Genomic DNA, 22,699 nt, shown 5'->3' with positions numbered 1-22,699 from the left:
GCACGGTCGCGATCCTTGAGCGGCTTCGCCCCACGGCTCGACGCCTCCCCGTCATGGCGGGCGAAGCCGAAGCCATCCAGCGCTCCGCGTCATCCGGAAAGGTCGCGCCCGTGGATCGCTTCGCTGAGGCTCGCGATGATGGGCAGGGAGCCCGCGCCGACCGGGCGCGGCGGCCGTCAGGTGCTGCGGCCGTCGGAGACCAGTTTGCGGAGCTGCTTGAGGGCGAGCGGGTGGCCCGCGCTCAGGTCGAGCGGTCCGGCGAAGCCCCCGTCGCGGTCCATCATGTAGACCATGAGCGTGTGCTCCAGGGTGTAGTCGCCGCCCGGCAGCGGCACCCGCTTCACGAAGGCGCGGTAGTCGCGGATCACCCCGTCGATCGCCTCTTTCGTGCCGGTCAGCCCGGTGATCCGCTCGCTGAACGAGGGCATGTACTCGCGCATCACGGCCGCCGTGTCCCGCTCGGGATCGAGGGTGATGTAGTAGGCCTGGATCTCGCCCCCCTGCGCCCCGAATTCGTCGAGCAGGGTGCCGAGGTCGGCCAGCGTCGTCGGGCAGACGTTCGGGCACTGGGTGAAGCCGAAGAAGACGAGGAAGGGCTTGCCCTTCAGCGCCCGCGAATCGACCGTGCCGCCCTTCGAGGATTCGAGCCGGAACGGGCCGCCCACCACCGACATCGCCGGCGGTCGCTCGCCCCGCGGCAGGAAGGCGACCGTCGCCCCGACGATGCCGACCAGCGCCAGCGCGAAGGCGACGAGGATCAGGAGGCTCCCCCGCTGCGCGGCGGGGCCGGCCGGCCGGGGTTCAGTGGCCATGGTCGTGCCCCGAATGGTCGTGCCCGGAGGCCTTCGCCTGACCGGGCTCCTTGGCCGCGAGGCTCTCGACGGCGAACTCCACGGGGACGGCGCCGGCCCGCTCGAAGGTCAGCGTGCCCTTCACCCGCTCGCCCTGCTTGAGTGGCCGCTTGAGATCCATGAACATCAGGTGGTGGCCGCTGGGGGCGAGCGTCACGGTTTTGCCGGGCGCGACCTCGAGGCCGTTGGGCAGCGGCGCCATCTTCATCACCCCGCCCTCCATCGACATGGTGTGCAATTCGGTCCGGCCGGCCGCCTCGATCGAGCCGCCGGTCAGGCGGTCGGGATCGCTGCCCGTATTCGTGACCGTGACGTAGCCCCCGGCGACCTTCGCCCCGCCGGGCGTGGCGCGCGACCAGGGGTGGCCGAGCTTGAGCCGGCCGGCGCTGTAATCGTGGGCTTGGGCCGGATCGGCCGCGGCGAGGCCGAGGACCAGCAGGAGGGCGGCGGGAAGAGCGATGGAGCGCATGATCGTGTCTCCGCACGAACGAGGATGGGTCAGGGCGCCCGCGGCGCCGGGATCGGGGCAGACCGGCCCCGCAGGGCGGGCGCCGGTGGGGAGCGGCGGAGCGCCCGAGCGTTCCGCCGCAGGGCTCGTCAATGGTGGTGCGCGTGCCCGCCGGCCTCGGGTGCGCCGGCACCCTCTCTGCCGGGAGCCGGGGCGCTGCCGGGACCCTGGGCGCCGATCGGCGCGACCGTGAAGGTGACCGGCACCGTGCCCGCCCGCTCGAAGGTCAGGGAGCCGGAGACGGTCTCGCCCGCCTTCAGTCCGTCCTTAAGGTCGAGGAACATCAGGTGGTAGCCGCCGGGCTTGAGCGCCACGGTCTCCCCCGCGGGAAGGGCGAGGCCGCCCTCGACGGGGGCCATCTTCATCACGCCGCCCTCCATCGACATCGCGTGGATCTCGGCCCGGCCCGCCCCGGGAACCGCGGCACCGGTCAGCCGGTCGGGATCGGTGCCCGTGTTGCGCAGGGTGACGTAGCCGCCGGCGACCTTCGCCCCGCCCGGCGTCGCCCGGATCCAGGGTGCCGTGATCGCGACCGCTCCGGCCTTCGCAACGGGGGGTGTCTTCTCGGGCGTCTTGGCGGCAACGATCCGCACGGCCGGGGCCGGCGACTTCAGCGCCTGCGCGCCCTGTCCTTCCGCCGGAATTTCGCTCCAGCGATAGCTCCCCTCCGTGCAGTCCTGCTCCACGGGGAAGTGGATCGTCGCGCCGGGGGCGAAGGCGTCCGAGACGCGGGCGAAGAAGGTGAACTCGTCGACCTGATCGTCGGGCAGGCTGCCGCCGCTCCAGGTGATCCGGGTCACGCCCTCCGAGACCTGGCCGTGGAACGAGGGATAGGGCCGGGCATAGGCCGACTTCACCGTGGCGATCTCCCAGCCGGGCTTCGGCATGGGCTTGGCGCCGGTGACGCCCTCGGGGATCGTGACGCTGACGCGGGTGGTCGGGCGGCCGTCGCAGCCGTGCATGATCTGCACGACCCCGCGATAGGCGGCGTTGGGCGAGGCCTCCTTGCGCTCCAGCACGGCATGGGCCGCGGCGGAGGAGACGAGGGCCGGGACGAGGCCGGGCGCGATCAGGGCGAGCGGCAGGGCGAGGCGGAGTGGGTGGGCGGGCATGGTGGCGGGTTCCGGTGTCTGACTTCGGGGTCGCGGGGAGAGCGGACGAGTCAGGCGGCCGGCGGGGCTCGGGGCTGGGCGAGGGTGAAGGGCGGTGGACGGGCGGCCGTCAGAGGCCGGTCGATCCGGCCGACGGGGGCCGTCCCGGGCGCGGGCCGCGCGACCATGCCCGAAGCGGGCGGAGGGGGCCCGGCCGCGGGGCTGTGGCTCGCGGCCGTGCAGCAGCCGGCCGGGTGGTGCGTGTCGGGCGCCGGCCGCTCGCCCTGCGGGGTGACGTGGTCGGACGCGCTCCAGGCTCCCTCCGCCTCGCCGACGCAGAGGAAGCCGGACGCGCCCTCGACCGGCAGGGCCGCGATGCTGCCGAGCAGCGCCTGGAGCACCAGCGCGTAGAGCGCGGCCACGGCCGTGAGCGCCCGCGCGCGGCGCGGCCCTCGCGCGGTCCGGTCGCGGCGTGTGGTCGGCATGGAGCGAGCCTTACGACCCTTTGCGCCGCCGCGGTAGGCCCCCGGCCGGCGCCACGCGACCGCACCCGAACCGCCGCCCGAACGGCCGGAGCGTGCGCCGCCGCACCCGCACGCCACAATATGGCCCGGAACGGCATGGCTTCTTAACCACGAGACCGCAACAACGGCGGCACGAGGACTTGGCCGAGACTTGGTTTCGTAAAACCTTGGCGTCTCGCCGGATCCGACCGACCGCACCCTCAGTCCAGAGCCCCGGATCGATGCTGCAGACCGCGCGCCCCTCCCGTCCCCTCGCCCGCTCCCTCGCCGTCGCGCTGACGGCGGGCACCCTGCTCGCCGGCCCGGCGCTCGCGCGCGAGGCCGGCTTCGCCCAGGCCGAGTGGGCGCAGGACTACGCCGCCCCCTCCACCATGCAGGTGCACCGCTCTTCGACGCCGATCCTCTCGCCCGAGACGGCGGCGGCGACCGATGCGATGGCCGAGAAATACCGCTCCATCGTCTCCCGCGGCGGCTGGCAGCCGGTCTCCGGCGCGGCCGGTCTGCGCATCGGTTCGCGCGGTCCCGCGGTCGCGGCGGTGCGCCAGCGCCTGATCGTGACCGGTGACCTCGACGCCAATGCCGGCGGCGCGGGCACCTACGATTCCTACGTCGCGGCCGGCGTGAAGCGCTTCCAGGCCCGCCACGGCCTCTCCCAGACCGGCCAGATGAGCCCGGCGACCCAGGCGGCCATGAACGTGCCCGCCGACGTGCGTCTGCGCCAGCTCGAGACCAACGTGATCCGCCTGCGCTCCTACTCGGGCGATCTCGGCCGGCGCTTCGTCATCACCAACATCCCCGCCGCCCTGGTGCAGACGGTGGAGAACGGCCAGGTCGTGACCCTGCACGCCGCGGGCGTGGGCAAGATCGACCGCCAGTCGCCGATCATGAATGCCAAGGCGGTCGAGATCAATTTCAACCCGACTTGGACGGTCCCGGCCTCGATCGTGAGGAAGGACCTGATCCCGAAGATGCAGAAGGATCCGAACTACCTCACCGACAACAAGATCCGCATCCTCTCGGGCGGCCAGGAAATCTCGCCGCGCTCCGTGAACTGGAACTCGGACGAGGGCACCCGCTACACCTACCGCCAGGATTCGGGCGCCGACTTCAACTCGATGGGCGTCGTGCGCATCAATATCCCGAACCCGCACGGCGTGTTCATGCACGACACCAATTCCCGCGGCGTGTTCGGCGACGATTTCCGCTTCATCTCCTCGGGCTGCGTGCGCGTGCAGAACGTGCGCGAGTACATCACGTGGCTGCTGAAGGACACGCCCGGCTGGGACCGCAACGCGGTCGAGCGCGCAGTGGAGAGCGGCCAGCGCATCGACGCGCGGATGACCCAGCCCGTGCCGGTCTACTGGACCTACATCACCGCCTGGGCGACCCCGGACGGCACGGTGCAGTTCCGCGACGACATCTACAAGCGCGACGGCGTGAACGTGCCCTCGACCATCGAGGCGCCGACTCCGGTCGCCAGTGCCGCCTCGACCCAGCCGGAGGTGTTCGAGCCGGGCGACGAGGGGAACTGATCCCCTTCGTCCGACCGAACGGCCAAGACCAATACGGCCAAGACCCATCATGCCAGCAGCCCGGAGCGGATCTCATCCGCTCCGGGCTGTTCGCGTCTGAGCCAACTTTTCGCGGTTCGGGCCTTTGCCCGGCACCCGCGTCCGATCGCAGGAAGTCCTGCCGCATCCTCCCACTCCGGACCGGGTGCGCAGGTTTTTTCGAAAAAAGGTCGGATCGGCGGATTAAAGGCGCAGGTCAGCCGTCAACGGATTATGGTGGCCGACAGAATGCGCTCGAAACGCTCCGAAATCGTCGACCTGCTGGTGCCCTTGCGGCGCTACGCCCGGTCGCTGACGCGGGATTCGCTCAAGGCGGATGACCTCGTCCACGACACCATGGTTCGCGCCCTCGAATCGCGTGCGAACTTGCGACCCGACACCAACCTGCGCACCTGGATGATGACGGTGCTGCACAACGTCTTCATCGACGAGCAGCGCCGCAAGCGGGTCGAGGCGCGTCACGCCGACGTGCTGGTGCAGCTCTCCGACGAGATGGCCCCGCCCGCCCAGGAGGGGCAGGTGCGGCTCATGCAGATCCGCAAGGCGTTCGAGAGCCTGCCGGAGGAGCAGCGCGCCGCGCTCCATCTCGTGACCCTCGAGGGCATGGCCTATGCCGACGCGGCGGCCGTGCTCGGCATTCCCATCGGCACCCTCATGTCGCGGCTCGGCCGCGGCCGGGCGGCCCTGCGCGCCTTCGAAGAGGGCAACCACAAGGGCAAGGTTGCCGACGTCTCCGACGACATGCCCGACCGGAAGCGGTCGCATCTGCGCGTCGTCGGTGGGAATTGATCACCGGTTCTGGCCGTTAAGAACAAGAAGATCGCTACGAAACGGGGGCGGTAGGCATGAAGGGCAGTCGGAGTAGGCTGATGGTCGATCCGGTCACGGAAGCCGATCTCATCGCGTATGTCGATGGCGAGCTCGACCCGATGCGCCGCGTCGAGGTCGAGGCGCACCTCGCGCACAATCCCGAGGACGCGCTCCAGGTCATGGCCGACCTGCGCGACCGCGATGCGTTGCGCGAGGCCATGCTCCCCCTGGCGGAACCCGCCCCCGAGCGGCTTCGCGAGAGTGCGCGCCGGATCGATCGCGCCTTCGCGTGGCAGCGGGTCCACTCGCGCATGCGCCGGGCGGCGGCGGTCGCGGTGCTGGTGGGCGCGGGCTGGCTCGCGCATACCGAGATCGGCACCTTCGGCGTTCCCGGTTCCATCGCCTCGCCGATCGACGCCTCCCTGGCCGAGGAGGCGCAGCAGGCCCGCCGGGCCGTCCAGATCCGCGCCCGCACGACCAGCCTGCCTTCGGCCTCGGCCTACGATCCTGCCGACTTGGAGGCGGCCACCGGGGTCGATCTCCCGCCGCTGCCCAACGGCTGGACCGTCCGGGACGTGCAGATCTTCCCGAGCCGGAACGGCACGGGCATCGAGGTGTCGATCCAGTCGGGCGAAATCGGCGAACTCGCCCTCTTCGCCAAGCGGAGCAGCGGCGCGGCTCTTCCCGAGGGGACGGAGCCCGTGGCGCGCTCCACCGACGGCACCACGGCCTATTGGCGCAACGGCAGCACCGCCTACGCCCTGAGCGGATCGCGCAACGACCCGGCGCTTCACGCCGCCGCCGAGCGGCTGGCCGCCATCCGGGAGTAGAAACACTCCGGGTGGCGAACCGGACCGCCGCGACGAGCGTCGCGGCCGGAATCCGTCTCACGAACGGTCGGCGTGACGACTCATCCGCCCCGTCCGCTTGATTACGGAGCGGCCAGGAGCGTTGCGGTCCGGCGCTGCCGCTCCAGGATCTCGCGCAGATGGGCGACCGCGCCCTGCTGCAGGTTCTGTAAGGCCTGCGGGTCAGCCTCCCCGTCCCGCCGCATCGACACGTAGAACTCGAAGCCGTTCGGCTCCGTCCCGGCGATCCGGTTCAGGACGAACGGGAACAGGCCCAGCCGCGATGCCTCCTCGACGAGGGCGAGGAAGGACAGCGGCGTGAAGACCCAGCAATGGCATTCCGTGTAGCGGCTCGAGGCGAAGGCTTCGGCTGTCTGCGCGTGTGCCAGGGCCAGGGCCGCCTCACCGCACAGGCGCGGTGCCCGAGCCGGATCCTCCCCTGCCCAGACCCGACCGGGATCGACGGCCCGGGCCTGATAGGTATGGGCGAACATCTGGCGCGGGCTCGGGCGCGTGTAGGCGAGCAGATCCGCCTCGACGAGTTCGGCGATGCTGCTGTCGGTGCGTCCCGCATCGAACATGAAGCGCCGGTCCGGCAGCGAGAGGTTGAGCACGCCGCCAGGGCGTAGGACGCCGTGGATGCCGCGGAACCAACCGAGCAGGTTGGGCACGTATTGCGCGACCTGCGCGGCGATCGCGAAGTCGAAGCCGTCGTCGAAGCCGTCCCGGCCCAGCACCTCCGCCAGAGAGCCCGAGCCCGGCCAAGCATGGTCGATCGGCGCGGCGTCCGGCCGGCCGGCCTGCGCGTCGAGCGCGTGATCGACGTAGGCGACGCGGATACCCTCGGGCAGGGCGGTCGGATTGTTCGACGGCCCGAACTCGATGCCCCAGCTCTCCGGCAGAGGAACGTCATGGGTGAGCCGGGCAAGGCGTCGGTCGGCCGACCGACGCGCCAGGAAGGCGTCCAGCGACAGGGAACCGGAATGCATGTCGCGAATACCTCACCCCTCGATCCCGTATGGAGAGGAGAGAGGTTATCGGCGTCGCGGGCCCTCGCGCAATCGTCCGGTACGCGGCTGATACGATGGGGGCCAAGCCGCGTCCCGCAAGACACGCCTCTTTCGCCGGAGCGAAATTGCTCGCAGGTCCAAGCGTACGGCCAAACGTTATGATAGCCGAAATTTGATTGGTGCTTCTCAACTGTACGCAGCGTGCCGAAGGGGGCGCGGCGGCCTTCGCTCTCATAGCCCGAGCGTTGCGGGCGCCGGCCCACGTCACGCGACGGGGCTCGTACTGCGCCTGCTGCGATGCGGCCGGGATTTCGAGAGGTCTAGCGATCCGTTGCCGAAAGTGTGAATGTCTTCGGAATGCGCCGCTGCGTTGAGAGATGGAATTCTCTCTTGCAAGGCTCCGGGTCGACACTGCCGGTCCGAGCGAACGTTTTGAGCGAGACGGGAAAAGCCGTCGAATCGTTTTAAGAATTTTCTCAATTCGTGGGCGGGGCCTCCGACGTTGTTCAAGCGCAGCTTGCAGATGCTCTCGCAGCGGACCCGCCTCGGGAGGAGCCTGGACCGGAAGGGTCTGCTACCGACGGGGAAGCCGTCGGGCGCAGCGGCCGACTTCGATCCGAACTTCTACCGGGCGTATTATCCCGACCTCGCCGTTCTTGGCGGCGAGGCGAGAAGCCTCCGGCAGCACTACCTCAAGCACGGCCGGCAGGAGGGCCGCTTTCCCAACGCCGCCGCCATGATCGCCGCGCTGGAGGGTGAGGGCGGTCCGCTGCCGCGGGACTTCATCCCCGAGCATTACCGGGCGATCCACGACGACTTGGCCGGGATCACCGAGGCCTGGAGGCTCACGGAGCACTATCTCCGCTTCGGGCGCTGGGAGGGCCGCGCGCACCGCGCCGACCTGGCGGCCTTCGATCAGGAATACGAGCGCATGCTGGCGCGCTCGGCCGAGGCCGTCGGGGAGCACCATGCCGAGAGCTTCGCGCATCTCCTGGCATCCATGCGGGTCCTGCCGGGGCCCTGGCTCGACCACTTCGCGCTCAACGAATTCGCGCTGCTGAACGCGGCATGGCTGCCGCGCCAGCCCACCTCGCGCATCGAGGGGCTCACCGCCTTCCTGACGGAGGGCGTGGACCGGCTCGCTCCGATCTCCCTGCGCCAGCGCTTCGATCCCGCCTTCTACCGCTCGAACAATCCGGATGCGCCGGCCGGCGTCGGCGACGCCGACCTGTATCGTCACTGGCTCGGCCGGGGGATCGGCCGCGGAGAGCCCGGCACCGAGGCCGCCGCGCTGAAAGGCCTGATCGGCGACGAGCGTTTCCCCGACTGCTTCGACGAGGCGGCCTACCGGCCGTTGCTGCCCGAGGGCATCGCTCCGCCACCGGCCGGGCGGCTGAATGCCCTGCGGCACTTCATGGAGACGGGCTTCCATCTCTGGGAACTCGAACCCATCCGCCAAGCCTGCTCGGCCCCGCTCCTCGAGCGGATCGGAGAGTACCATCTCACCCGGGGCCACGCCGTCGCCGCCAAGGAAGCCTATGACCGGGCGTTGCGGGCCGGTCTCACCGCGGGGCGCATCCATCACCGGCTCGGTGACGCGCTGCGCCTGCTCAACCGCACGAACGATGCGGCGCGCGCCTTCGCCGTCGCCGCCGACGCGCCCGGCGCCATCGTGTGGAGCCACATCCACGCGATCGACGGCCTGCTCGGCCGGCCGGACGGCGTGGCCGAGGCCCTCGACCGCGTCCGCCGCTCAGCCGGGAAATGGAACGCCTCCGCCCCTTGGCGCGCCGCTGCCCACCGTGCGATCGCCGCGAGCTTCGCCCTGGCGAGCGAGGAGGCCCGCACGTTGTACGCCGCGGGCCGGCGGCACGAGGCGGATCAGCGCCTCACCGCCTGCCTCGATACGATCGCCGGCCTGATCGCGGTGGTCGATCCGCTGCCGTCCAGGCTCCCAGTCCCGGCGAGCGGTCATGTCGTGATCGTCGCCAATCGCGACCTTCCCCAATGCGATCATTACCGCGTCGTGCAGAAGATTCAGCAGCTCGAACACGGCGGCTGGACCGTGGAGGTGTTCCGGCAGGACGAGGCGGGCGATTGCCGGCCGGCCCTCGACCGGGCGGCGGCGGTGATCTTCTACCGCGTGGCGGCCTTTCCCGGCGTCCTGCACGCGATCCTCTACGCGCGCGCGCTCGGCCTGCCGACGATCTACGAGATCGACGACATGGTCTTCGATCCCGACATGTACCCCGATCCGCTGGAGAGCTTCGAGGGGCAGATCACGCCCAGGCAATACGTCGATCTGCAGTACGGCGTCCCGCTGTTCCGCTACGCCATGCGGGCCTGCGAGACGGGGCTCGCCTCCACCCCGGCGCTCGCCGAGCGGATGCGCCCACTCGTCCGCTCCGGCGTCTGCCACGTTCTGCGCAACGGCCTGGACGCGCGCAACCTGCCCTTCCTCGACCGCGCGCCGCAGCCCTTCTCGGAGACGGCGCTGACGGTGTTCTACGGATCGGGCACGCGGGCGCACAACAAGGACTTCAACGATCTCGCCGCGCCCGCACTCCTCGACATGCTGGAGCGCCACCCGCAGATTCGCCTCGTCATCGCAGGCTACCTGAAACTCGGTGACGGTTTCCGGCGCTTCGCGCACCGGGTGCGGCAACTCGGCTTCACCGACGACGTGGCCGCCTATTGGGAGGCGCTCTCGGGCGCCGACATCAATCTCGCCGTCCTCTCGCCCGGCCCCTTCGCGGACGCCAAGAGCGAGATCAAGTGGCTGGAGGCCGCCATGTGCGGCATCCCCTCCATCGTCAGCGCGACGCGCACCTACCGGGAGATCCTCGTCGACGGGCAGGATGTTCTCCTGGCCGAGACGGTCCAGGACTGGAAGCGGGCGCTCGCGGCGCTGATCGCCGATCCCGAGCTTCGTCGCAGCATCGGCCGGCGGGCACGCGCCAAGGCCTGTGCGGACTACGGCCTCGCCGCTGCCGCCGCGACTCTCGAGGGCATCCTGCCGCCGCCGCTCGATCCGGCCGCGTCTCCGGCCGCTCCGCTCCGCCGCGATGCCCGGACGCGCGCCCTCGAAGCCTGGTCCGCCCTGGAGGCGGGGCAGGCGCCTGCGCAGGAATCCGTCGAGGCCGCCCGCCCCGGTGCGGCGGCGCGGCGAGAGGGCAAGCCGCGCATCCTCGTCGTGAACGTGTTCTTTCCGCCCCAGACGGTCGGCGGCGCCACCCGGGTCGTGCGGGACAACATCGACCACATCCTGGATCAGGCCGCGGACCGGTTCGAACTGGCGGTGGCGGCCAGCGATGTCGGTGTCGAGCCGCCCTACCAGACCCGGATCGACGCTTATCGCGGCATCCCGGTCTTCCGCATCGCGACGCCGCTCGAGCGGAACATGGATTGGCGCCCGTTCAACAAGAGGGTGCGCGAAGAGTTCGAGACGCTGCTCGACCGCTTCGAGCCCGACCTCGTGCACTTCCATTGCGTGCAGCAGCTGACCGCCAGCGTGGTCGAGGCCGTGCGGATGCGGGGCATCCCCTACGTCGTCACCGTGCACGACGCGTGGTGGATCTCCGACTTCCAGTTCCTCGTCGACGAGGACGGACTGGTGCAGATGCCTTCGCCCGATCTCCTCGCCGACGCGACGAGCCGGTCCGTCAGCCCGACCGCCTCGGTCGCGCGCCGCCGCGGGCTGGCCCGCCTGCTCGACGCTGCCGCCGCCGTGGCCGCGGTCTCGCAAGCCTTCGCCGAGATCTACCGCAAGGCGGGCTTTCCCGAGACGATCGCGATCCCGAACGGCGTTCCGCCGCTGGTCCCCGTCGCGCGCCGCCAGAACCGCGCGGGGCGCGTGCGCCTCGGGCATATCGGCGGTCGCACGGCCCACAAGGGCGCTACGCTGATCGAGACGATCCTGCGCGGGGGCCGCTTCGAGAACCTGACGCTCACCCTCGTCGATCATGCCCTCGCCACGGATTATCTCAGCGAGGAGACCTGGGGTGCCACGACGGTCCGGATCGTCGGCAAGGTGCCGCAGGAGCAGGTCAGCGACCTCTACGCGGAGATGGACGTGCTGCTCGCCCCCTCGCTCTGGCCCGAAAGCTTCGGGCTGGTGACGCGGGAGGCGCGGGCGGCGGGTTTGTGGGTCGTGGCCAGCGACCTCGGTGCGATCGGTGAGGACATCACCGAGGGCGTCGACGGCTTTCGCGTCGATGTCGGCTCCCCGGACGCCCTGCGCGCGGTGTTCGAGCAGATCGACGCCGATCCCGCTCGCTTCCGCACGAGCCCGCCCCGGGAGGCGCAGCCGCCGCGGACCGCCGCGGATCAGGGCGAGGATCTCATCGCCCTCTACGACAGGCTCGCCGCGCGGTAGCTTCGCCGCGCCCCCTCCCTTGCGCGCGCCTTTGCGCGGGCGCGGACGCTCAGGGCGTCGGCAGGGGTTGAATGACCTCGGGCGGCGTCTCGCGGACGGCGCGCAGCTCGTACCAGAGGGCGTTGAGCACTCCCACGGCCGCGGCCAGACCGAGGCCGAGAACCCAGGCGAAGTACCACATCGTCGAACTCCTTCGGGATTGGGGGAAGGCTTCAGTAGGCCGCCGAGCCGGGGGCGGTGATGTCGCGCTCGGAGACCTTGCCCCACAGCACCCGGTAGACCCAGGCCGTGTAGGCGAGGATGATCGGCAGGAAGACCACCGTCGCGATCAGCATGTTGCGCAGGGTCGCCCGGCTGGAGGAGGCGTCGAAGACGGTGAGCGCGTGGCTCGGATGCGTGCTCGACGGCAGGATGACGGGAAACATCGACAGGCCGACGGTGGCGATGATGCAGGCGATGCCGAGCTTGGAGGCCAGCAGCGTCAGCCCCTCCCGCCGAGCGCGGAAGCCCGCCGCGGCGAGGAGCGGCGCCACGATCCCGAGGAGCGGCACCAGGGCGAGGGCCGGATGCGCCCGGAAGTTGGCGAGCCAGGCGCCGGCCTCCGCGACGACTTCCTTGGCGAGCGGGTTGGACGGGCCGTCGCCGGGAAGCGGGGTCACGACCCGGTAGCCGCCGAAGGCGCCGGCCCAAACCAGCAGGCCGCCCAGCGCGAACAGCGCCGCGGTGGCGAGCGCCGCCCTCGGCCCGAGGGCGCGGGCGCGCTCGGCGACCGGCCCTTCCGCCTTGAAGGTGAGCCACGCCGCCCCGTGGGCCACCAGCATCGCCACCGAGAGGCCGCCGCAGAGGAGGGCGAGCGGGTTGAGCAGGCCGAAGAGCGTGCCGCCGTAGATCGGGCGCAGGTCCCCCGTGAAGTGGAAGGGCACGCCCTGCAGCACGTTGCCGACGGCGACGCCGAAGATCAGGGCCGGCACCGCCCCGCCGACGAAGAGCGCCCGGTCCCAGCCGGCGCGCCAGGACGGACTCTCGTTCTTCGAGCGGTACTTGAAGGCCACCGGCCGCAGGATCAGCGCGAGCAGCACGAGGAACATGGCGAGGTAGAAGCCGGAGAAGCTGAGCGCGTAGAGCGCCGGCCACGCGGCGAAGATCGCGCCGCCGCCGAGCACCAGCCAGACCTGATTGCCTTCCCAGGTCGCCGAGACGGTGTGGATCGCCACCCGCCGCTCGACATCGGTACGGGCGACGAAGGGCAGGAGCGCGCCGACGCCGAGATCGAAGCCGTCGGTGACGGCAAAGCCGATCAGCAGGACGCCGAGCAGGACCCACCAGATCAGGCGGAGGGTTTCGTAGTCCGAGAGAAGGGCAAGCATGGGAAGCTCCTCGGAAGGATGGCCGGCGCGAAGGGGATCGGCCGGCACCTGAGGGAAGGGGGAGGGCTACTCGCCCGGCACGAGGCGCGGACCGCTCGTGTTCGGGCCGGCGCCGGGGAAGAGGGCCGCCGGGTCCTCGGCCAGCGTCTCCGGCCCCTTGGCGATGGCCCGCAGCATCAGCCGAACCTCGATCACCGCGAGCACGCCGTAGACGAGGGTGAAGCCGGCGATGGTGATGACGAGCGAGGGGATGCCGAGTTCGGAGGTCGCGAGCGCGGTCGGCAGCACGCCCTCGATGATCCAGGGCTGGCGGCCGAATTCGGCCACGAACCAGCCGAACTCAATGGCGATCCAGGGCAGCGGCAGGGCCCACAGCGCCGCCCGGAACAGCCAGCGGGGCGCCTCGGCTTCCCGGGCCGTGTACCAGAGCGCGGCCCCGAACAGGGCGATCAGGAGGAAGCCGCAGGCCACCATCGCCCGGAAGGTGAAGAAGATCGAGGGCACGTGCGGCACGGTCGACCACGCCGCCCGCTCGATATCCGCCTCGCTCGCCGTGCGCGGGTCGCCGATGAGCGGCTTCAGGAGCTGCGCGTAGCCGAGATCGGCCTGGGTCCGGTCGAAGGTGGCGCGGGCCTCCCGGTCCGTCCGGTCGGCCTTGATTCGCTCCAGGGCGTCGTAGGCGACGAGGCCGTTGCGGATGCGGCCCTTGGCGATCTCGACCAGTTCGGCGATGCCGGGGATTTCGGTGGTCAGCGAGCGGGTGCCGATCAGGCCCATCGCGTAGGGGATGTGGAGCGCGTAGCGGGTGGTGCGGCTTTCCAGATCCGGGATGCCGACCGCCGTGAAGGCGGCCGGAGCCGGCTCCGTGTGCCACATCGCCTCCATGGCGGCGAGTTTCATCTTCTGGTGGTCGGTGATGGCGTAGCCGCTCTCGTCGCCGAGCACGACGACGCTGAGCGCCGAGGCGAGCCCGAAGGCTGCGGCGATGGCGAACGAGCGCTTGGCCAGCTCCAGGTGCCGGCCCCGCAGGATGTAGAAGGCCGAGACGCCGAGCACGAAGACCGCGCCGCAGACGTAGCCGGCCGAGACCGTGTGGACGAACTTCGCCTGCGCGACGGGATTGAGCAGCACGGCGGCGAAGTCGGTCACCTCCATGCGCATCGTGTCCGGGTTGAAGGCGGAGCCCACCGGATTCTGCATCCAGCCGTTGGCGATCAGGATCCAGAGCGCCGAGAAGTTCGTGCCCAGCGCCATCAGCCACGTGACGACGCAGTGGGTCAGCGCCGAGAGCTTGTCCCAGCCGAAGAAGAACAGCCCGACGAAGGTCGCCTCCAGGAAGAAGGCCATCAGGCCCTCGATGGCGAGCGGAGCCCCGAATACGTCGCCGACGTAGTGCGAGTAGTAGGCCCAGTTCATCCCGAACTGGAATTCCATGGTCAGGCCGGTGGCGACGCCGAGAGCGAAGTTGATCCCGAACAGGAGGCCCCAGAACTTCGTCATGTCGCGCCAGATCTTGCGACGCGTCATGACGTAGACGGTCTCCATCATGGCGACCAGGATCGAGAGCCCCAAGGTCAGGGGCACGAACAGGAAGTGGTACATCGCCGTCAGCGCGAATTGCAGTCGCGACAGATCGACGAGCAGCGGATCGGTCATGGGAGGTTCCTCGGCGTCCGGCGAAGCCTGTCGCTCCGCAGGCCCCGCAGGCGCCTTGACCCAGATCAAAGCCGCGCTGGGCCGCCCTTGCGCACAAGGCGGCATGCCCCGCCAACGAACGATCCGCGCCCGTCCGGAACGCGCGCCGCGCGCCGCCCTCGGCCTCGCCCGCGAGGCGGCCGGCGCGGGTCTGCGCCGCATCCACGGGCTCCACGCTTTGCGCACTGCCACGGTGCTCGCCGGCGCCGTGGCGCTGGCGCGGCTGACCGGCGCGCTGATCGAGACGGGAGGACTCGACGGGCTCGCCCTCGGCCTCGCGCTGACCTGCGCGCTGGCGGGCGCCGGGCTCGGCGCGGCGATCGAGGGGCGCAGCGCGGGGCTGGAGGCGGAGGTCAGCGTGCGGCTGATCGATGCCGCGCAGGCGCGTCTGGCGTCGATGCCGGCTCGCGCTGCCGCCGAGCTCCCGCGGGGCGCGCTGATCGCCGGCCTGCAGCGTCATCCGGGCGCGCTCGCCCGCCTCGTCGTCGGTCATGCCGCGGCGCGGCGCATGATGGCGCTCGGCCCCGTGCTGACGGCGGCCACGCTGGCCCTGGTCTCCTGGCAGGCCGCGCTCGCCCTCCTGCTCGCCACCCCCGTGATGATCGTCTTCTTCGCCCTCGTCGGCGGAATGATCCGGGAGCGGGCCGCGGCGCAGGAGGCGGCGCTCGGCCGGCTCGCCACCCAGTTCGCCGACCGGGTGCGGGCGCTGCCGACGATCCTGGCCGCGCACGGGCTCGCGCACGAGACGGAAAAGCTCGACCGGCGGCTCGCGGCCTATGCCGACGGCACCATGGGCGTGCTGGCGGTCGCCTTCCTCAACGCGGGCGTGCTCGACTTCTTCGCCTCGCTCGCCATCGCGATCCTGGCGGTGTTCCTCGGGCTGGGTCATCTCGGCCTCGCCAAGATCCCGGGGTTTGCGGGTCTCGCACTCTGGCAGAGCCTGCTGATCCTGCTGCTCGCGCCCGAGTTCTTCGCGCCGTTCCGCCGCTACGCCGAACTCTACCACGCCAAGGCGGAGGGCGAGGCGGCCGCCGACGCCCTCGCCTGGGCGTTTGCGCAAGAGGCGACCGCCGGGACATCGGCGACCGGGCCGTCCCTGGCGGCGCCGGGCGTGCGCGGGCTCGTCCTGCCCCACGTCCTGCCCCATGCCGGGCCGGTCCCCGATTTCGACCTGCCGCGGACCGGCCTCGTCGCGCTGACCGGCCCGAGCGGGGCCGGCAAGTCGACCCTGCTGCGGGTGCTCGCCGGGGTCGAGGCGCCGCTCGCCGGTGCGGTGCGCCTGCCGTCCGACGGTCCGTGCACCTGGGTCTCCCTCGACACGCCCATCCCGGCCGGCACTGTGCGCCACGCACTGGCCGACGGCTCGGTGGCGACGCCCGAGGCGGTGGCGCGGGCGGCCGCCGCGCTCGGCCTCGCCGACGATCCGCACTGGCCCGGCGGTCTCGACGCCCCGGTCCGGGCAGGAGCGGAAAACCTCTCCGGCGGCCAGCGGGTGCGGGTCGCGGCGGCGCGGCTGCTGCTGCGGCCGGGCATCGCCTTCTGCGACGAGCCGACCGCCAAGCTCGACCCTGGGAACGCGGCGCGGGTGCGCCAAGCTCTGCGGGCGGCGTCCCGAGACCGCCTCGTCGTCGTCGCGACCCACGACCCCGCGCTTGCAGCGCTTGCCGACCGTCGCGTGAGCCTCGGCGCCGCTCTCCCCGAAAGGCAGGCCGCATGATCCGCTCGCCCTCGCAAGCCCGATCGGCCCGGGCGTGGCACGCGTCTTCGTGGCACGCGTCTTGGCGCCTCGCCCTCGCGCTCGCGGCCCTGGCGCTTGCCGCGAACCTCGCCCTCGCCGGCACCGCCGTCACCTTCCTGGCGGCGGTGGCGCTCGCCGGCGCGGGTCCGGCGGCCTTCGCCTTCAACTTCCACCATCCGGCCGCCCTGGTGCGCCTGTTCGCGCTGCTACGCACGGGCGCGCGCTACGGCGAGCGCATGGCCGGACACCGGGCGGCGCTGGCCGATCAGGTCCGCCGCCGGGCCGGCCTGTTCGCAGCACTCGCCCGCGCGCCCGAAAGCCGCGGCGCGGGCTGGCAACTCGGCCGCCCGGAGCGGTTGGCCGATTTCATCGACGACGTGGCCGACATCGACTACGCCCGGCTGCGCGTCGGCTTTCCCCTGGCGATCACGGGCGCCGCGCTCTTCGCGCTGCTCGCCGCGACCGTCTTCGTCGCGCCGCTCGCCCTCGCGCCGCTCGCCGGCCTCGCCCTGGCGGGCCGTCTCGTCGCCCGCCGCACGGCGCGCCGGCTCGGCGTCGTCGAGGCCTGGGCGCGCACGGCGCGGCGGGCCGCCTCCGCCGATCTCGGCGCGGCGCTCGCGGGCGCCATCCCCCTCGACGCCGAAGGCCGGCGCGCGGCGGCCCTGCGCGATGCCCTCGACCCGATCCGCGACGCGGAGCGGGAGGGGGCCTCCGGGCGGCGGGCGCTGGCTCGGCTCGAAGCCCTGCTGGCACTCGTCGGTCCGAGCGCGGCCCTGGCCGTGCTGCTCGCGGCCTGGAGCGCGGGTGCGCGCGGCACCGGCCTCCTGCCCGCCGCCTTCCTGGCCTTTGCCTGGCTCGGCCTCGCCGAGCCGCTGCTCGCGCTGCCCCGCGCGCTCCTCGGCGCCGTCCGCGCCCGCCTCGCCGGAGCGCGCTTTCCGGCCGGGGAGGAGGACACGGCCACGGGGCTGGCGACGCCGCCCGCCGCCGGTGCGCTCACGCTGCACGGCCTGCGGCTGCGCGCGCCGGACGGGCGCGACCTCGGCCCGGCGCCCGATCTCTCCGTCGCGCCCGGCCTGCCCCTGACCCTCGTCGGCGCCAGCGGCAGCGGCAAGACCACCCTGCTGAAGGCGCTCGCCGGCTGGAGCGAGGACCGGCCCGGGGAGGAGATCCGGCTCGGCGGCACCCGCCTGCGCGCGGCCGAGCGGCAGGCGCGGTCGCATCTCGGCCTGCACGACGCCGCCATCCTCGCCGACACCGTGCGGGAGAATCTGTTCGCGCCCGATGCATCGGATGCCGAGCTCTGGGAGGCACTCGCCGCGGTCGAACTCGACATCCGCATCCGCGCGGGCGGCGGTCTCGATGCTTGGATCGGCGAGGGCAGCCTGTCGCTCGGGGAGGCGCAGCGCCTCAACCTCGCCCGCGCCGTCCTGAGCCGGGCTCCCGTGATCCTGCTCGACGAGCCCGCCGAGCATCTCGGCGACGATCAGGCCGCCCGCATCCTCGCGCGTCTGCTGGCGCGCTGGCGCGACCGCGTCGTCGTGCTCACGAGCCACCGCCCCGATCTCGCGCTTCCGGGCCGCCGCCTCGCTCTGGGGACGCCCCTTGCCCTGGATCAAGGCCCGAGCGCGGGGGCGGCGTCAGGCTGCGCCCCATGAACCCCGATCTCCTCGCCCGCTACGACCGCCTCCGGCTGCCCCGCTACACCAGCTACCCGACGGCGCCGCACTTCACCCAAGGCCTCGACGGCGCGACCCGGGCCTCCTGGCTCGCGGAACTGCCCGAGAACCTGCCGCTCTCGCTCTATCTCCACGTCCCGTTCTGCGCGCAGCTCTGCCTCTATTGCGGCTGCCACACCACGGTCGTGCGCCGCGCCGAGCCCGTCGCCGGCTATGTCGACGCGCTCCTGCGCGAGATCGCGCTGAGCACCGAGGGCGGCCCGCGCCGCCCCGTCACGCATCTGCACTGGGGCGGCGGCACGCCGACCCTGCTGAGCGGGGCGGATCTGCGCCGCGTCATGGGCGTCATCGCGGACCGCTTCCGCCTCGCCGCGGACGCGGAGATCGCCGTCGAGATCGATCCGCGCACGCTCACCCCCGCCCGCGTGGAGGCCCTGGCCGAGATCGGCGTCAATCGGGCGAGCCTCGGCGTGCAGAGCTTCGAGCCGCGGGTGCAGGCGGTCATCGGCCGGCGCCAATCCTTCGCCGAGACGGCGTGGGCGGCCGAGCGCCTGCGCGCCGCGGGCATCGCGCGGCTCAACCTCGACCTGATGTACGGCCTGCCCCATCAGGACGTGGAGAACGTCACGGACACCGTGCTGCGGGCGCTCGCCCTCGATCCGGACCGGGTCTCGCTGTTCGGCTACGCCCACGTCCCGGCGATGAAACGGCATCAGGCCCTGCTGCCGGAAGAGGCGCTGCCCGACGGACCCGCCCGCCTCGCGCAGTTCGAGGCCGCGGCCGCGCGCCTGACCGGGGCCGGTTACCGCCGGGTCGGGCTCGACCATTTCGCGAGGCCCGGCGACCCGCTGGTCACGGCCGGCACCCTGCGGCGCAACTTCCAGGGCTACACCACCGACGCGGCGGCGGCGCTCATCGGCTTTGGTGCCTCCGCGATCTCGGCCCTGCCGCAGGGCTACGCCCAGAACGCCGCCGCGGTGCCGGCCTATGCCCGGATGATCGAGGCGGGCCAGGTGCCGACCGTGCGCGGCCTCGCCCTCACCCCCGAGGACCGCCTGCGCCGCGACGTGATCGAGCGCCTGATGTGCGACCTGCGGGTCGATCTCGACGAGGTCTGCGCCCGGCACGCGGTGAGCACGGCGGTGTTCGAGCCCGAACTCGCGCGCATCGACGCTCTCTGCGGCGAGGGGCTGGCGCGCCGGGTCCGCGGACAGGTCGCGGTGCCCGAGGCCGCCCGCGCCCTCGTCCGGGTCGTCGCCTCGGTGTTCGACGCGCGCCTGCCCGGCACGGTCGGGACGCACGCCCCCGCGTTCTGACACCGCTCGTCCAGGCGCAGACCCGGTGCGGAGGCGCCGCGCGCCTCGGCCTTGCGCTGGATCAAGGAGGCCGCCTCGCCGGATGGCGAGGATGGGGCCGCCGAACCGACCGTCACTGCCGCAGGAGGCCCGCTTGGCGTACGCGAACATCTTGGTCTCGGTCGATCTCGACGAGGCGACACCCGACCGCATCCGGCTCGCCGCCGGCCTCGCGCAGCGCTTCGAGGCGACGCTGACCGGAGCGGCCGCCTGCGCGCTGCCGATGCCGATCTTCTTCCAGGATATCGGCGAGATCGAGCGGCGGGAGACCGAGAACAAGGAGAAGGCGCTCGCCGCGCTCGAACGGGCCCGAGCCGTGTTCGCCGTCTGCACCGAGGCGGTGGCACGCACCGATTGGCAGACGGCCCTGGCGGAGCCGGCCCGGCACCTCGTGGCCCGGGCGCGGGCGGCCGATCTCGTCGTCGTGCGGCGCCAGGGAGCCGACGACGATCCGCCGGGACCGTTCGGCGTGGCGCCCGGCGCCGTTCTGATGGAGGCCGGCCGTCCCGTGCTCGTGGTGCCGCCGCGCGTCGAGGGGCTTCGGGCCGCGCGGATCGTCGTGGCCTGGAAGGACGGCGTCGCGGCGCGCCGGGCCGTCTCGGCCGCGCTGCCCTTCATGCGCGAGGCGGATCAGGTCTTCGTCGCCAGCGCGGGGCCGGGCGCCCATCACGAGGGCGCCGAGGAGGTGGCCGCCCATCTCGCCCGCCACGGCGCCCCGGTCACCACCCATCTCCTGCGCACCGCCGTGAGCGACGGCGACGAGCTCCTGCGCTTCGCCCGGAAGCAGGATGCCGACCTCATCGTGATGGGTGCCTACGGACAGGCCCGCCTGCGGGAATGGATGTTCGGCGGCGTCACCCGCGACGTGCTGCAGCACAGCCCCTTTCCCTGCCTGATGTGTCACTGATGCGCGCCTCGATCCTCGCAACCCTCCTGCTGTCGAGCCTGCCGGCCCTGCTACCGGTCGCCGCCCAGGCGCTCGATGCCCGCGCGCAGCGCGGCGCGACCATCGCCCTAACCCACTGCGCCCGCTGCCACGCGGTGGGGCGGGTCGGCGACAGTCCGCTGGCGGAGGCGCCGCCCTTCCGCCTGCTGCACCGGCGCTACCCCGTCTCCGACCTCGGCGAGGCGCTGGCGGAGGGCATCACCACGGGGCATCCCACGATGCCGGAATTCCGCCTCGACCCCGACGAGGCACAGGCCCTGATCGCCTATCTCGAGACGCTCGAGCGGTAGAGCGATCCCGTGCCGGAGCGCAGGCCGGTTCGCCGCAAAGAGGCGCATCGAGGCAAGGCTTGGCGGTCGCCTTCAGCTCGCCGCCAACGCTTCGAGCGGGGCGATGTCGAGCAGGCGTACGCCGCCGGGCACGATCAGGATCGCCTTGTCCCGGTCGAGCCGCGTCAGCATCCGGCTCACCGTCTCGATCGTGAGGCCGAGATGGTCGGCGATGTCCTGCCGCCCCATCGGCAGCTCGACGGTCACCGAATTCTGCCCGATGCGGGCGTAGCGGGCGCGCAGGCCGAGGAGGAAGCTCGCCACCTTCTCCTCGGCGGTGCGGCGCCCGAGCAGCATCATGTGGTCCTGCGCCAGGGTGAGTTCGTAGCCCGCCCGCTCATAGAGGCGCTGGAGCAGGTGCGGCGCCTCGGCCACGAGGCCCGCGAAGGCGCGCTTCTCGAAGCGGCAGAGCTTGGTCGGCGCCAGCGCCTCGGCGGTGACGGTGAAGCGCTCGGGCAGGGCGAGGCCGAGAAAGTCGCCGACCATGGCGAAGCCCACGACCTGACGGCGGCCATCCGGCAGCAGCCGCGAGAGGCGCAGCATGCCCTCCGTCACGTTGTAGACGGCGCCGGCCGTGTTGTCCTGGTGGAACAGGGCTTGGCGGGCATCCAGGTGAACCTGCTGGCTGACCGCCTCCAGGCGGTCGAGCTCCTCGGTCGTGAGGGCGGCGCAGACACTGACGAGGCGCACGCCGCAGGCGGCGCAGCCCCCCTCGGACCGTTCGTGGGCGCAGGCGTGACCGTGATCGGCCCGCTCCCCGCCGGCCTGCGCGCCGCAATCCTGCATCGGAGGCTCCCACGCCGCAATCGATCCAGCTCAAGAGATACGCCGGGTTGAGCGGCCTTGTGAAGGAGGCGCGAGCAAGACCATCGCCGTGGGGTTGGTTCGTGGGGCGGGTCGAGGACTTTGATCAAAGCTCGACATACGCAGAGCGAATTCATGGCAGCCGCCACGGGCAGCTCGATTGTGTCCAATGAACGGTGCTGCGCGTTCTCAGAAATATCTCGAACCTCCCTCCCGAATACGCACGCCCGCCTCCGACCGTGACGGAAGCCGGTGCGGTTCAGGACGCTCGCGTCACCGGCGTCGGTCGCCGCGGCACAAGCCCTTTCGAGAGTCCGCCGAAGCGAACGGGCCGCCGTGCTCCCGGGGGTCCGCGCAGAGGGCAAACGGCTCGTTCGTCCAGACGGATGACAGGTCGCGGGGGGCCTGTTACGACAGCCTCGGCTGACCGGCCCCGTAGCTCAGCTGGATAGAGCAGCCGCCTTCTAAGCGGCAGGTCGTAGGTTCGAGCCCTACCGGGGTCGCCAGCATGACCCGTCTCGATTGCCTTTCGAGGCTCGGTCGCTTCGCCCCCCAGACTTCGCCGAACACAGCGGTGCGGATGCTCTCACGCGGCGACGCCCGAGATCTGTCCGTTGCGCGGCATTGCACGGCAGGCCGCCCAGCATCGGCATTACGCCGATGGAGCAAGCCCTGTGCGATCGTTCCCTCCCCACTTACTGGCGGGCACTCCGAACCGAAGCGATTGCTGGCAAACTTTTTCAGGCGGGGCTGTTGACGTCGGCGGAGGTGGTCCGTAGAAGCTGCCTCACCGACGGGGCACCGCGGTCCACCACTCGGTGGGCAGGCGCTTCGGGGTCTTCGGACGATGGGGTGGAGCGGAGCTGATCCGGGTGACTGGATCGGGCGATCGCTGTCCTTCGTGGTCCGGGGTGTCGACGCTTCCGGACGCTTCGGTGTCGGATCGGGGCGGTTGACAGGACGGTTCGCCGGCTCTAGACGCCGCGGACCGCTGCAGCGGGGCTCAAGACGGCGACTTCGGTCGCTGGCCCGGCAGAGGACTACTCGCTGAAGGTGGGCTGGATGGGCCGGGCAACCGGGCTGTCGGCGCGTCTTCGGTGGAAGGGTATACCCGCGAGGGTGTCGACTTCGCGCTCTTTGACAAGTGAATCGAGAGAAAGAGAAACGTGGGCGGCTTGTTTTCGTCCTTGCGGGTTCGAGG

18 protein-coding genes and 1 tRNA gene are annotated in these 22,699 nt (G+C 71.8%); 10 read left to right on the top strand and 9 right to left on the bottom strand.

Annotated elements, in window-relative coordinates:
- Positions 1-176: 176 nt before the first annotated feature.
- From ACPCJR_RS19005 to ACPCJR_RS18990, 4 genes are all read right to left on the bottom strand, one after another.
- The gene (locus ACPCJR_RS19005; protein ID WP_391514317.1) at positions 177-812 is read right to left on the bottom strand and encodes an SCO family protein; all 636 of its coding nucleotides are present in this window, start codon (positions 810-812) and stop codon (positions 177-179) included.
- Complete coding sequence (locus ACPCJR_RS19000) at positions 802-1,320, bottom strand: copper chaperone PCu(A)C (RefSeq protein WP_391514319.1); 519 nt, start codon at positions 1,318-1,320, stop codon at positions 802-804. Before ACPCJR_RS19000 ends, ACPCJR_RS19005 begins: the two co-directional genes overlap by 11 nt.
- A gap of 128 nt (positions 1,321-1,448) precedes the next feature.
- On the bottom strand, positions 1,449-2,471 hold the full coding sequence (locus ACPCJR_RS18995) for a DUF1775 domain-containing protein (protein ID WP_391514321.1): 1,023 nt from the start codon (positions 2,469-2,471) through the stop codon (positions 1,449-1,451).
- 50 nt (positions 2,472-2,521) lie between these two features.
- Positions 2,522-2,935, bottom strand: a complete 414-nt coding sequence (locus tag ACPCJR_RS18990) for a hypothetical protein (protein WP_391514323.1) — start codon at positions 2,933-2,935, stop codon at positions 2,522-2,524.
- 260 nt (positions 2,936-3,195) lie between these two features.
- On the opposite strand from ACPCJR_RS18990, the gene ACPCJR_RS18985 reads away from it, so the two are divergent.
- The 3 genes from ACPCJR_RS18985 (at position 3,196) to ACPCJR_RS18975 (ending at position 6,185) form a co-directional block, all read left to right on the top strand.
- Positions 3,196-4,506 carry a L,D-transpeptidase family protein gene (locus ACPCJR_RS18985; RefSeq protein ID WP_391514325.1) on the top strand — a complete coding sequence of 437 codons (1,311 nt, stop codon included), beginning with the start codon at positions 3,196-3,198 and terminating at the stop codon, positions 4,504-4,506.
- Positions 4,507-4,773: 267 nt separating this feature from the next.
- Complete coding sequence (locus ACPCJR_RS18980) at positions 4,774-5,334, top strand: sigma-70 family RNA polymerase sigma factor (RefSeq protein WP_391514326.1); 561 nt, start codon at positions 4,774-4,776, stop codon at positions 5,332-5,334.
- 80 nt (positions 5,335-5,414) lie between these two features.
- The gene (locus ACPCJR_RS18975; RefSeq protein ID WP_391514328.1) at positions 5,415-6,185 is read left to right on the top strand and encodes an anti-sigma factor family protein; all 771 of its coding nucleotides are present in this window, start codon (positions 5,415-5,417) and stop codon (positions 6,183-6,185) included.
- Between the two features lie 101 nt (positions 6,186-6,286).
- Here the strand turns inward: ACPCJR_RS18975 and ACPCJR_RS18970 are convergent, their stop codons facing one another.
- Entirely contained in the window at positions 6,287-7,192 is a 906-nt protein-coding gene (locus ACPCJR_RS18970; RefSeq protein ID WP_391514329.1) for a hypothetical protein, read from the bottom strand.
- Positions 7,193-7,949: 757 nt separating this feature from the next.
- On the opposite strand from ACPCJR_RS18970, the gene ACPCJR_RS18965 reads away from it, so the two are divergent.
- Complete coding sequence (locus ACPCJR_RS18965; RefSeq protein WP_423451915.1) at positions 7,950-11,588, top strand: glycosyltransferase; 3,639 nt, start codon at positions 7,950-7,952, stop codon at positions 11,586-11,588.
- A 49-nt stretch (positions 11,589-11,637) separates the two neighbouring features.
- Here the strand turns inward: ACPCJR_RS18965 and cydX are convergent, their stop codons facing one another.
- From cydX to ACPCJR_RS18950, 3 genes are all read right to left on the bottom strand, one after another.
- Positions 11,638-11,769 carry a cytochrome bd-I oxidase subunit CydX gene (gene cydX / locus ACPCJR_RS18960; protein ID WP_110350613.1) on the bottom strand — a complete coding sequence of 44 codons (132 nt, stop codon included), beginning with the start codon at positions 11,767-11,769 and terminating at the stop codon, positions 11,638-11,640.
- Between the two features lie 31 nt (positions 11,770-11,800).
- Positions 11,801-12,955: a cytochrome d ubiquinol oxidase subunit II gene (gene cydB / locus ACPCJR_RS18955; RefSeq protein WP_391514333.1), complete on the bottom strand. Its 1,155-nt coding sequence runs from the start codon at positions 12,953-12,955 to the stop codon at positions 11,801-11,803.
- Between the two features lie 66 nt (positions 12,956-13,021).
- Entirely contained in the window at positions 13,022-14,611 is a 1,590-nt protein-coding gene (locus ACPCJR_RS18950) for a cytochrome ubiquinol oxidase subunit I (RefSeq protein ID WP_391514335.1), read from the bottom strand.
- A 103-nt stretch (positions 14,612-14,714) separates the two neighbouring features.
- Between ACPCJR_RS18950 and ACPCJR_RS18945 the strand changes: the two genes are divergently transcribed.
- The 5 genes from ACPCJR_RS18945 to ACPCJR_RS18925 all read left to right on the top strand — a co-directional run bounded on the left by ACPCJR_RS18945 (position 14,715) and on the right by ACPCJR_RS18925 (position 20,655).
- Positions 14,715-16,367, top strand: coding sequence for an ATP-binding cassette domain-containing protein (locus tag ACPCJR_RS18945; protein ID WP_391514337.1), 1,653 nt, complete (start codon positions 14,715-14,717; stop codon positions 16,365-16,367).
- The gene (locus ACPCJR_RS18940; RefSeq protein WP_391514339.1) at positions 16,364-18,043 is read left to right on the top strand and encodes an ATP-binding cassette domain-containing protein; all 1,680 of its coding nucleotides are present in this window, start codon (positions 16,364-16,366) and stop codon (positions 18,041-18,043) included. Before ACPCJR_RS18945 ends, ACPCJR_RS18940 begins: the two co-directional genes overlap by 4 nt.
- Positions 18,040-19,380 carry an oxygen-independent coproporphyrinogen III oxidase gene (hemN, locus tag ACPCJR_RS18935; RefSeq protein ID WP_391514341.1) on the top strand — a complete coding sequence of 447 codons (1,341 nt, stop codon included), beginning with the start codon at positions 18,040-18,042 and terminating at the stop codon, positions 19,378-19,380. Before ACPCJR_RS18940 ends, hemN begins: the two co-directional genes overlap by 4 nt.
- Before the next feature lie 133 nt (positions 19,381-19,513).
- Positions 19,514-20,326: a universal stress protein gene (locus tag ACPCJR_RS18930; RefSeq protein ID WP_391514342.1), complete on the top strand. Its 813-nt coding sequence runs from the start codon at positions 19,514-19,516 to the stop codon at positions 20,324-20,326.
- Positions 20,326-20,655 carry a c-type cytochrome gene (locus ACPCJR_RS18925; protein WP_391514344.1) on the top strand — a complete coding sequence of 110 codons (330 nt, stop codon included), beginning with the start codon at positions 20,326-20,328 and terminating at the stop codon, positions 20,653-20,655. The genes ACPCJR_RS18930 and ACPCJR_RS18925 overlap by 1 nt, the downstream gene beginning before the upstream one ends.
- A gap of 72 nt (positions 20,656-20,727) precedes the next feature.
- On the opposite strand, the gene ACPCJR_RS18920 is transcribed toward ACPCJR_RS18925, so the two are convergent.
- Positions 20,728-21,480 carry a Crp/Fnr family transcriptional regulator gene (locus tag ACPCJR_RS18920; protein ID WP_391514345.1) on the bottom strand — a complete coding sequence of 251 codons (753 nt, stop codon included), beginning with the start codon at positions 21,478-21,480 and terminating at the stop codon, positions 20,728-20,730.
- Positions 21,481-21,927: 447 nt separating this feature from the next.
- Between ACPCJR_RS18920 and ACPCJR_RS18915 the strand changes: the two genes are divergently transcribed.
- Positions 21,928-22,004 (top strand) — tRNA-Arg (locus ACPCJR_RS18915).
- Positions 22,005-22,699 lie beyond the last annotated feature (695 nt).

The organism is Methylobacterium sp. NPDC097929, assembly GCF_049543375.1.
In the GTDB taxonomy this organism is placed as follows: domain Bacteria; phylum Pseudomonadota; class Alphaproteobacteria; order Rhizobiales; family Beijerinckiaceae; genus Methylobacterium.
This window is presented reverse-complemented; position numbering and strand designations above follow the sequence as displayed.

What these genes read in the sequence shown, in the direction of transcription:
- ACPCJR_RS18920 (WP_391514345.1), bottom strand. Translation starts at nt 21,480, where the DNA reads ATGCAGGATTGCGGCGCGCAGGCCGGCGGGGAGCGGGCCGATCACGGT.
- ACPCJR_RS18925 (WP_391514344.1), top strand. Translation starts at nt 20,326, where the DNA reads ATGCGCGCCTCGATCCTCGCAACCCTCCTGCTGTCGAGCCTGCCGGCC.
- ACPCJR_RS18975 (WP_391514328.1), top strand. Translation starts at nt 5,415, where the DNA reads ATGGTCGATCCGGTCACGGAAGCCGATCTCATCGCGTATGTCGATGGC.
- ACPCJR_RS18940 (WP_391514339.1), top strand. Translation starts at nt 16,364, where the DNA reads ATGATCCGCTCGCCCTCGCAAGCCCGATCGGCCCGGGCGTGGCACGCG.
- ACPCJR_RS18970 (WP_391514329.1), bottom strand. Translation starts at nt 7,192, where the DNA reads ATGCATTCCGGTTCCCTGTCGCTGGACGCCTTCCTGGCGCGTCGGTCG.
- ACPCJR_RS18965 (WP_423451915.1), top strand. Translation starts at nt 7,950, where the DNA reads ATGATCGCCGCGCTGGAGGGTGAGGGCGGTCCGCTGCCGCGGGACTTC.
- ACPCJR_RS18950 (WP_391514335.1), bottom strand. Translation starts at nt 14,611, where the DNA reads ATGACCGATCCGCTGCTCGTCGATCTGTCGCGACTGCAATTCGCGCTG.
- ACPCJR_RS18990 (WP_391514323.1), bottom strand. Translation starts at nt 2,935, where the DNA reads ATGCCGACCACACGCCGCGACCGGACCGCGCGAGGGCCGCGCCGCGCG.
- cydX (WP_110350613.1), bottom strand. Translation starts at nt 11,769, where the DNA reads ATGTGGTACTTCGCCTGGGTTCTCGGCCTCGGTCTGGCCGCGGCCGTG.
- ACPCJR_RS18945 (WP_391514337.1), top strand. Translation starts at nt 14,715, where the DNA reads ATGCCCCGCCAACGAACGATCCGCGCCCGTCCGGAACGCGCGCCGCGC.
- cydB (WP_391514333.1), bottom strand. Translation starts at nt 12,955, where the DNA reads ATGCTTGCCCTTCTCTCGGACTACGAAACCCTCCGCCTGATCTGGTGG.
- ACPCJR_RS19005 (WP_391514317.1), bottom strand. Translation starts at nt 812, where the DNA reads ATGGCCACTGAACCCCGGCCGGCCGGCCCCGCCGCGCAGCGGGGGAGC.
- hemN (WP_391514341.1), top strand. Translation starts at nt 18,040, where the DNA reads ATGAACCCCGATCTCCTCGCCCGCTACGACCGCCTCCGGCTGCCCCGC.
- ACPCJR_RS18985 (WP_391514325.1), top strand. Translation starts at nt 3,196, where the DNA reads ATGCTGCAGACCGCGCGCCCCTCCCGTCCCCTCGCCCGCTCCCTCGCC.
- ACPCJR_RS19000 (WP_391514319.1), bottom strand. Translation starts at nt 1,320, where the DNA reads ATGCGCTCCATCGCTCTTCCCGCCGCCCTCCTGCTGGTCCTCGGCCTC.
- ACPCJR_RS18980 (WP_391514326.1), top strand. Translation starts at nt 4,774, where the DNA reads ATGCGCTCGAAACGCTCCGAAATCGTCGACCTGCTGGTGCCCTTGCGG.
- ACPCJR_RS18995 (WP_391514321.1), bottom strand. Translation starts at nt 2,471, where the DNA reads ATGCCCGCCCACCCACTCCGCCTCGCCCTGCCGCTCGCCCTGATCGCG.